The sequence below is a fragment of the Shinella sp. M31 genome (assembly GCF_049199205.1).
In the GTDB taxonomy this organism is placed as follows: Bacteria; Pseudomonadota; Alphaproteobacteria; order Rhizobiales; family Rhizobiaceae; genus Shinella.
In genome coordinates this window covers 50328-59071 of sequence record NZ_JBLZPH010000012.1, presented here as the reverse complement: position 1 = coordinate 59071, position 8744 = coordinate 50328, and the positions used below count along the sequence as shown (strand labels likewise).

General features: G+C 62.1%; 9 protein-coding genes. 5 read left to right on the top strand and 4 right to left on the bottom strand.

Annotated elements, in window-relative coordinates:
- A partial coding sequence (locus tag ACOZKU_RS02345; protein WP_421577497.1) for a class I tRNA ligase family protein occupies nt 1-444 on the bottom strand: 444 nt, incomplete at its 3' end.
- Between ACOZKU_RS02345 and ACOZKU_RS02340 the strand changes: the two genes are divergently transcribed.
- Nucleotides 443-706 (top strand): hypothetical protein, encoded by a 264-nt coding sequence (locus ACOZKU_RS02340; protein WP_421577496.1) that lies wholly within the window; start codon nt 443-445, stop codon nt 704-706. The two genes, ACOZKU_RS02345 and ACOZKU_RS02340, sit on opposite strands and share 2 nt — an antisense overlap.
- 23 nt (nt 707-729) lie before the next feature.
- On the opposite strand, the gene ACOZKU_RS02335 is transcribed toward ACOZKU_RS02340, so the two are convergent.
- Both ACOZKU_RS02335 and ACOZKU_RS02330 read right to left on the bottom strand, forming a co-directional pair.
- Nucleotides 730-1710, bottom strand: coding sequence for a bifunctional riboflavin kinase/FAD synthetase (locus ACOZKU_RS02335; protein ID WP_421577495.1), 981 nt, complete (start codon nt 1708-1710; stop codon nt 730-732).
- 14 nt (nt 1711-1724) lie between these two features.
- Nucleotides 1725-2573, bottom strand: coding sequence for a TIGR01459 family HAD-type hydrolase (locus ACOZKU_RS02330; RefSeq protein WP_421577494.1), 849 nt, complete (start codon nt 2571-2573; stop codon nt 1725-1727).
- A 314-nt stretch (nt 2574-2887) separates the two neighbouring features.
- Between ACOZKU_RS02330 and groES the strand changes: the two genes are divergently transcribed.
- From groES to ACOZKU_RS02310, 4 genes are all read left to right on the top strand, one after another.
- The gene (groES, locus tag ACOZKU_RS02325; protein ID WP_117368581.1) at nt 2888-3184 is read left to right on the top strand and encodes a co-chaperone GroES; all 297 of its coding nucleotides are present in this window, start codon (nt 2888-2890) and stop codon (nt 3182-3184) included.
- A gap of 53 nt (nt 3185-3237) precedes the next feature.
- Nucleotides 3238-4878: a chaperonin GroEL gene (groL, locus tag ACOZKU_RS02320; protein WP_421577493.1), complete on the top strand. Its 1641-nt coding sequence runs from the start codon at nt 3238-3240 to the stop codon at nt 4876-4878.
- Nucleotides 4879-5103: 225 nt separating this feature from the next.
- Nucleotides 5104-5259, top strand: a complete 156-nt coding sequence (locus tag ACOZKU_RS02315; protein WP_314093480.1) for a hypothetical protein — start codon at nt 5104-5106, stop codon at nt 5257-5259.
- Nucleotides 5260-5470: 211 nt separating this feature from the next.
- Nucleotides 5471-5917, top strand: a complete 447-nt coding sequence (locus ACOZKU_RS02310; protein ID WP_314093478.1) for a hypothetical protein — start codon at nt 5471-5473, stop codon at nt 5915-5917.
- Between the two features lie 9 nt (nt 5918-5926).
- Here the strand turns inward: ACOZKU_RS02310 and ACOZKU_RS02305 are convergent, their stop codons facing one another.
- A complete protein-coding gene (locus ACOZKU_RS02305; protein ID WP_421577492.1) occupies nt 5927-8725 on the bottom strand; it encodes a bifunctional diguanylate cyclase/phosphodiesterase in 2799 nt (932 codons plus the stop codon).
- Nucleotides 8726-8744 lie beyond the last annotated feature (19 nt).

The window sequence follows — 8744 nt, the reverse complement described above, 5'->3', positions numbered from 1 at the left end:
GTCGGCCTGGATCTTGATCCAGCCGGAGGCGAAGTCACGGCATTCCCGACGGAATTCGTTGACCGGAACCTCGTCCTTGTTCTTGCCGTTCTCGCGGTACTTCTCCTCGATCTTCCATTCGATCGGAAGGCCGTGGCAGTCCCAGCCGGGCACGTAGTTGGCATCATAGCCGCGCATCTGGAACGAGCGGTTGATGACGTCCTTGAGGATCTTGTTCAGCGCATGGCCGATATGGATGTTGCCGTTGGCATAGGGCGGGCCATCGTGCAGCACGAATTTTTCCCGGCCAGCGGCGGAGGCGCGCAGCTTCTTGTAAAGCCCCATCTGCTGCCAGCGGGCCACCGTTTCCGGCTCCTTCGTCGGCAGGCCGGCGCGCATCGGGAAATCCGTCTGCGGCAGGTAGAGGGTGGCGGAATAATCGACTTTTTCGGGTGTATCGGTCATGGATATGGCTATCGTCTTTTTCGCGCGCATTTTGCGCATGCGGGGAGAATGTCATTTTACTTCGCATTTCCGGACGGAAAACCGCTTTACACTTTTCCTGGAAATGCTTGTACTGACGGCGGGGACGTTTTCGAAACGCCCGAAATCCCGGACCTTCCGGCCTCGCTCAGAGCGCGCGGAAGGCCGGGCCACTAATTCGAAGATCGATGGTCAGCCGGTTGAGCATCATGCGCGCGGTCTTACGGCGTTTTCTCCGGTTTGAAAAGACGCCAACGCGGTTTGCGATCAGAAACAGAGCCGCTGGTCGATGACCCCGAGTGGCTTGACGCCGGACAGGAGTGCCCGCGCCTCCTCCTCGTCGCGCTTCATCTGCACGACGAGCGCATCGAGGCCGTCGAATTTCAGTTCGTCGCGCAGATGGCCGAAGAAGGAGACGGCGGAGACTTCGCCGTAGAGATCGCCGGAGAAGTCGAATAGGAAGGTTTCGAGCAGCGGGGCGCCGTTCGAGGTCACCGTCGGGCGGCGGCCGTAGCTGGCGACGCCGTCATGCAGGCTGCCATCGGGACGGCGGAAGCGCACGGCGTAAATACCGTTGCGCAGTTCCACTTCCGGCGGAAGCTGCATGTTGGCGGTGGGGAAGCCCAGCGTGCGGCCGAGCTGCTGGCCGCCGACGACCTCGGCCTCGACCGTATAGTGATAGCCGAGCAGGCCAGCGGCCTCCGCCACCGCACCCTCGCCGAGCAGCTTGCGGATGAAGCTGGAGGAGATGACCGAGGCGTTCTCGTCGCGAAAGGCATCGACCAGCGTCACGCCGAAACCGTTGTGCTCTCCGGCGGCCATCAGGAAGGCCGGGCCGCCTTCCCTGCCCTTGCCGAAATGGAAATCGAAACCGGTCACGACTTCGGAGGCATGCAGCCAGTCCATCAGGACGGTGCGGATGAAGTCCTGCGCCGAAATTTCGGAGAAGGAGCGGTCGAAGGGATATTCGATGACGGCCGAAAAGCCCATGCCTTCCAGGAGACGCGCCTTGAGCGGCGCAGGCGTCAGGCGGAAGACGGGTGTCTCGGGGCGGAAGACGGTGCGCGGATGCGGCTCGAAGGTCAGGACCAGCGCCGGCAGGCCGCGCTCTTCGGCGATATCAAGCGCGCGCTGCAAGACCGCCTGGTGGCCGCGATGCACGCCGTCGAAATTGCCGATGGCAATGACGCCGCCGCGCAGATGCTCGGGCAGCGGCTCTCGGGTTTCGTTCCTGTGAAATACCGTCATGACGACCGTCTCCGTCACTGAAGCCGGGGCATCCACCATTTCGGGTGGGTGTTTTCCTGGACGAGGAAGGCGGCGAGCTTGGCCTCGTCGGTGCGGCCGGCTTCCACATAATGCTGGGCGTGAATGCCGCCTGAAATATAGAGCACGTCGAGGCCATAGGCTTCCGCACCGCGCACATCCGTCGGCATGCCGTCGCCGATGGCGATGACGCGGCTGAGATCGAAGGCACCGCGCACGTCGCGGGCTTCGGAGAGCGATTTCTCATAGATCGGGCGATGCGGCTTGCCGGCGATCAAGGTTTTGCAGCCCAGCTCCTCGTAGAATTTCGCAAGCGCCCCAGCACAGGGAATGAGCTTGTGGCCGCGCTCGACGACGAGGTCGGGATTGGCGCAGATGAAGGGCAGCTTGCGCGCCGCAAGCGCCGTCAGCTCGTCGCGATAGTCCTCGACGGTTTCCGTTTCGTCCTCGCGCAGGCCCGCGCAGACGACGATGCCGGCCTCGTCGAGGCCGACGCGCTCGACGCCCAGGCCATCAAGCAGCGGCAGGTCTTTTTCCGCGCCGATGAAATAGATTTTCTTCGGTCCCTCGGCGATCAGCGCGCGGGTGACGTCGCCCGAGGTGACGATGCGGTCATAGGCATCGTCGGTGACGCCGAGGCCGCGGATCTGCACCTTCACGCCCGGATGCGGGCGCGGCGAATTGGTGATGAGCACGACCGTAAGCCCGGCCTTGCGCGCCTCGGCAAGCGCCTCGGAGGCGTGAGAGAAGGCCTCCACGCCATTGTGCAGGACGCCCCAGACGTCGCAGAGCACCACGTCGTATTGCGCAGCGATGTCGCGGAAGGATTGGATGCGTTCAGCCATCAGGAGGTTCCGTATCAAGGTCGAAGCCCGACATTGCAAAGCGGGACAAAGAAAACAAGCCTCCTCCCACAATTTTGCCCTGCCCACAGGCAAACAACCGAAAATTCACGAATGTGACTTGATGGCATGCGAAACCGCTCCCATCTGCCGGCCGCGGTAACCATTTCGGGCAAAATAATTTGCAGGCCGCGTTCTTGACTCGAAAGCCGCCGCCGCCTATCTCGGAGCCGCTAGCACTCCTAAACGGTGAGTGCTAACATCAATCATCGGATCCACTAGGGATCCGCAATGTCATTCGATCGAGGGATTAGACAATGGCAAGCACCACCTTCCGCCCGCTTCACGACCGCGTCGTCGTTCGTCGCGTTGAATCCGAAGCAAAGACCAAGGGCGGGATCATCATTCCGGACACCGCCAAGGAAAAGCCGCAGGAAGGCGAAATCGTCGCCGTCGGCACCGGCACCCGTGACGACAAGGGCGCAATCGTCGCTCTCGACGTCAAGGTTGGCGACCGCGTCCTGTTCGGCAAGTGGTCGGGCACCGAAGTCAAGCTCGACGGCGAAGACCTTCTGATCATGAAGGAAGCCGACATCATGGGCGTCATCGGCTGATTAGCCGATAACTCTTTCCGCAATTCGCTGATACCTATTCAGGAGCTCTCACAATGGCAGCCAAAGAAGTCAAATTCGGCCGCACCGCGCGCGAAAAGATGCTGCGTGGCGTCGACGTCCTCGCAGACGCAGTCAAGGTAACGCTCGGCCCGAAGGGCCGTAACGTCGTCATCGACAAGTCCTTCGGCGCTCCGCGCATCACTAAGGACGGCGTTTCCGTCGCCAAGGAAATCGAACTGGACGACAAGTTCGAGAACATGGGCGCCCAGCTCGTTCGCGAAGTCGCTTCCAAGACCAACGACATCGCCGGCGACGGCACGACGACCGCAACGGTTCTGGCCCAGGCCATCGTTCGCGAAGGCCACAAGGCCGTTGCCGCCGGCATGAACCCGATGGACCTGAAGCGCGGCATCGATCTCGCCGTCGCCGAAGTCGTCAAGGATCTCCAGGCCAAGGCCAAGAAGATCAACACCTCGGAAGAAGTTGCCCAGGTCGGCACGATCTCCGCAAACGGCGACAAGCAGGTCGGTCTCGACATTGCCGAAGCCATGCAGAAGGTCGGCAACGAAGGCGTCATCACGGTTGAAGAAGCCAAGACCGCCGAAACCGAACTCGAAGTCGTCGAAGGCATGCAGTTCGACCGCGGTTACCTGTCGCCCTACTTCGTGACCAACCCGGAAAAGATGGTCGCCGACCTCGAAGACGCTTTCATTCTCCTGCACGAGAAGAAGCTCTCGAACCTCCAGGCGATGCTCCCGGTTCTCGAAGCCGTCGTCCAGACCGGCAAGCCGCTCGTCATCATCGCTGAAGACGTCGAAGGCGAAGCGCTTGCGACGCTCGTCGTCAACAAGCTGCGTGGCGGCCTCAAGATCGCTGCCGTCAAGGCTCCGGGCTTCGGCGACCGCCGCAAGGCCATGCTGGAAGACATCGCCATCCTGACGGGCGGCACGGTCATCTCCGAAGACCTCGGCATCAAGCTCGAAAACGTAACGCTCGACATGCTCGGCCGTTCGAAGAAGGTTTCGATCTCCAAGGAAAACACGACGATCGTCGACGGTGCCGGCCAGAAGGCTGAAATCGAAGGCCGCGTCGCGCAGATCAAGGCCCAGATCGAAGAAACCACCTCCGACTACGACCGCGAGAAGCTGCAGGAACGTCTTGCCAAGCTCGCTGGCGGCGTTGCTGTCATCCGCGTCGGCGGCTCGACGGAAGTCGAAGTCAAGGAAAAGAAGGACCGCATCGACGACGCCCTCAACGCGACGCGCGCTGCCGTTCAGGAAGGCATCGTACCGGGCGGTGGCGTAGCGCTGCTCCGTTCGTCCACGAAGATCTCCGTCAAGGGCGAAAACGCAGACCAGGAAGCCGGCATCAACATCGTTCGCCGCGCCCTCCAGGCCCTCGTTCGCCAGATTGCGGAAAATGCAGGTGACGAAGCTTCGATCGTCGTCGGCAAGATCCTCGACAAGAACGAAGACAACTACGGCTACAACGCCCAGACCGGCGAATACGGCGACCTGATCGCTCTCGGCATCGTCGACCCGGTCAAGGTTGTCCGCACGGCTCTGCAGAACGCCGCTTCGGTTGCTTCGCTGCTGATCACGACGGAAGCCATGATCGCCGAACTGCCGAAGAAGGATGCACCGGGCGGCATGCCTGGCGGCATGGGCGGCATGGGCGGCATGGACATGATGTGATAGGCATAAGCCTATCGCAGCGTGACCATCAAGCTTCGCCCATGCACTAAAGTCGGTTCAGCGCGCCAAGCGCGCTGAACTGGCGGCATGGACATGATGTAAGACCTTCGGGTCTTATATCTGAGCCATCCGGTTCAGTTCTGGAAAGGGCGGTCTTCGGGCCGCCCTTTTCATTTGTCAGGTTCTCCGGAGACTGTATCGTTTCCGGAAAAAGATTTTGACCATTTGTACAATAATTATCAAAAAGCCGTTGATGGCATCAAAAAACCAACTATAAAGGCGCTCCAAGTGAACTTTAAAGATTCACAAGGGGTTCAGGCGCTGGGGAACGGCATCATTCTTGCCGCTGATCGTGCAGCCGAATATCCCAAAAGATTTTGACAGAAACCGCCGGCGACCTGATGGAGAGGCAGCGGTGGTTTTCTCGCGTACGTCCGATCCGCATGCACAGACGGAACCGGATGCAGTTCAGTTCATGAGAAAGTGGGGGCGGCAGACTTCGACGAGGTCAGCCGACACTGCTTTTTAGCATGTTGCGTGCCTGCGAGCCGCGACGTGTCGGTCAAATTCGAGCAACTGCCTGAGGTCGTAGGTGTTCAAGATAATCAAGACTGATCTCTCGTCGCCCTTTCTGCCGGGCTCGATGGAGTTCGACGAGACGGACAACGAGCTGCTGACGCAATATTGCGTGACGGAGCGTTGGACCGGCGACCTTTCCAATGGCCTGTTCACGCTCGGCGAGAAGGCGACGCAGGCGCATGGCCTGACGCAGCGCACCTGCGGGCTGCTCAACCTCATCCGGTGCTACGAGCCGCTGGACCGCACCCGCGTGCTGGAACTCTTCGAGCAGGCGGCGGCCTCCTCGTCCTCGTTCTGCTTCTCCACGACGATCCATCTCGATGGCGCGCCGCGCCAGCCAGTGTTCTGCGTCGGGGAATCGACTGGTCTCGAGGAGAAATACGCCGGCACGATCATCGGCGTCTTCATTTTCCCGCGCTTCCAGATCGATCTGGTCGGGCGGCGCTTCAAGCGGCAGTAAAAGGCGCCTTTAGGCCGCCGCGCTCTTCTCCGTGTCGACGCGGATGCGTTCCACCGGCACCGGACGTCCCAGGAAATAGCCCTGCGCCTCGTCGCACCCTTCGTCGAGAAGGATATCGAGCTGGCTGCGGGTCTCCACGCCTTCGGCCAGAACCGGCACGCGCAGCGATTGGCCGAGTGCCAGGATGGCGCGGATGATGGCCTTCGCCTCCGGGCTCGCCTCCACCTCGCTCATGAAGCTGCGGTCGAGCTTGATCTTGTCGAAGGGGAAGGCGCGCAGCGTTTCGAGCGAGGAATAGCCCGTGCCGAAATCGTCGATGGCGATGGTGACGCCGAAGGCCTTGATGCGGCGCAGCGTGTTGAGGGCGCGCTCCTTGTCGCCGATGATCGTCGATTCCGTGATTTCGAGTTCCAGCCGGCGCGGGCTGAGACCGGTTTCCAGGAGCACCCGATGCACGAGATCGGCGACATCGGCATTGCCGAGCTGCACGGGCGAAAGATTGACGGCGATCTTGTAGTCATTGTCCCAGGTCGCGGCCTCGCGGCAGGCTTCGCGCAGCACCCATTCGCCGATCGGCAGGATGGCGCCGCACGCTTCGGCAATCGGAATGAATTCCGACGGCGGGATCGTGCCGCGCACTGGATGGTGCCAGCGCAGCAACACCTCGTAGCCGATGGTCTCGCCCGAGGTGACGGCTTTCTGCACCTGATAGTGCAGCTGCAGCTCCTTGCGCTCGACGGCCTGCCAGAGATCGTTGGCGATCAGGCGACGGCTGCGGGCGGCCTCGTCCATCGAGACCTCGTAGAAGCAGACGGTTTCGGTCAGCGCATCCTTGGCGCGGTACATGGCGAGGTCGGCATTGTTGAGCAGCGTTTCGACAGTGTCGGCATCCTGCGGATAGATGGCGACGCCCAAGCTCGCACCCGGCTTGATGTCATAGCCGTCGATGCGGATCTCATCCTTGAGGCAGGTTTCGAGGCGCTGGAGGAAATCGGCGAGATCCGCCATGTCCTCGAAGCGCTTGGCGGCCGCGAATTCGTCGCCGCCGAAGCGCGCCACGGTCTCGTCGGCCTCCAGGCAGGCCTGCATGCGCTTGGCGAGCGTGGTCAAAACCTCGTCGCCCGCAGCGTGGCCGCGCGTGTCGTTGATTTCCTTGAACTTGTCGAGATCGATCGCGATGGCCGCGACGAGGCCGCCGGAGCGGCGCGCGGAAACGAGATCGGCCTCCAGATTGTTGTTGAAGCTCGCACGGTTCGGCAGGCCGGTCAGGCTGTCATGGCGGGCGAGGAAGGAGATCTGCTCCTCCGAGCGCAGGCGCTCGGAAATGTCCTCGTAGGTCGCAACCCAGGCGCCATCCGGCAGCGTGCGGTAGCGCAGTTGCACCGACACGCCATTGGACAGCTTCTCGACGATCGCGCCACCGTCATTGGCCTGGATGGCGGCACGGCGGCGCGCATACATGTCGCGCGCCCGCGGCTTCCAGATATCCGGATCGACGAAAACGTCGGCCACGCCCTGATCGACGATGTCGCGCAACGTCATGCCCGGCTGAATACGGCCTTCCGGAAAGCCGAAGATTTCGCTGTAGCGTTTGTTGGCAAGCAGCAGGCGCTCGTCCTTGTCGAACAGGCACAGGCCCTGCGACATGTTTTCGAGCGCAAGGTCGAGGTTCTTGGTGACGTCGGCCAACCGGTCGGCATTGGCCTTGTCCTTCGTCACGTCCTTGGTGATCTTGGCATAGCCCATCAGCACGCCGCCGGCATCATAGATGGCATCCAGCACGACATGGGCCCAGAAACGCGAACCGTCCTTGCGGTAGCGCCAGCCCTCGCTTTCGTATTTGCCCTCCTCGCGGGCGATGCGCAGCGCCCTGTCCGGCAAGCCGGCGGCGAGATCTTCCGTGCTGTAGAACTGCGAGAAATGCCGGCCGACGATCTCGTGCGCCTTGTAGCCCTTGTTGCGTTCGGCCCCCTCGTTCCAGTTGGCGACGCGGCCGTCCGGATCGAGCATGTAGATGGCATAATCCTTGACGCCCTGTACGAGCATGGCGAACTGGCGGGTGCTTTCATTCGCCGCAAGCTCCGCCTGGCGGGCGAAGACCGCCGCCGTCAGGCCGGTGAAGAGCAGCGAGAAGGCGACCACCGCGATCAACGGCACCATGAGGCTCGTCGACAGCATCGTATCGTCGCTGACCGGCATCAGGCCCGGTTCGACGCGGACGGCGGCCATGGCCGTGAAGTGCAGCGAGACGACGCCGAGCGCCATCAGGCCGGTCGCCACCGCACGATCACGGACGCTCTGCTGCGGGCGAATGCAGAACACCAGCGCCAGCACGCCGAACAGTCCTGCGCAGACGAGCGAGGCCACGACATAGGGCATATCCCAGGCCAGCACACCCGGCAGTTCAACGGCGGACATACCGATGTAATGCATGGAGCTGATACCGGCCGCCAGCAGCAGCCCGCCGGCAAGCACGGCGCTGCGGCCGCTCACATAGGTGGCAATGGCAAGCCCCATCGTTGTGACGACGATGGCAACACCGAGCGAGATCAGCGTCAGCTCCATATCGAAGCCCATAGCCACACCCGGATCATAGGCGAGCATGGCGATGAAATGCGTCGCCCAGATGCCGAAACCGCTCGACGTGCCCGCCGCGCCGAGCCAGAGATTGCGCGCCGTGCCATCGGAGACCAGCGCCCGCTGCGTCAGCGTCACCGCGACATAGCAGGAGAGGAAGCAGATCAGCGCCGCGAGAAGTACGAGGCGCAGGTCGTGCTCGACAGTCAGGCAGGTCAAGATACGGAGCATGGAGAATTTCACCGGGTGG

Bases quoted from the DNA above. Each gene is read 5' to 3' on its own strand.
- groES (WP_117368581.1), top strand. From the start codon at position 2,888: ATGGCAAGCACCACCTTCCGCCCGCTTCACGACCGCGTCGTCGTTCGT.
- ACOZKU_RS02335 (WP_421577495.1), bottom strand. From the start codon at position 1,710: ATGACGGTATTTCACAGGAACGAAACCCGAGAGCCGCTGCCCGAGCAT.
- ACOZKU_RS02305 (WP_421577492.1), bottom strand. From the start codon at position 8,725: ATGCTCCGTATCTTGACCTGCCTGACTGTCGAGCACGACCTGCGCCTC.
- groL (WP_421577493.1), top strand. From the start codon at position 3,238: ATGGCAGCCAAAGAAGTCAAATTCGGCCGCACCGCGCGCGAAAAGATG.
- ACOZKU_RS02340 (WP_421577496.1), top strand. From the start codon at position 443: ATGGATATGGCTATCGTCTTTTTCGCGCGCATTTTGCGCATGCGGGGA.
- ACOZKU_RS02330 (WP_421577494.1), bottom strand. From the start codon at position 2,573: ATGGCTGAACGCATCCAATCCTTCCGCGACATCGCTGCGCAATACGAC.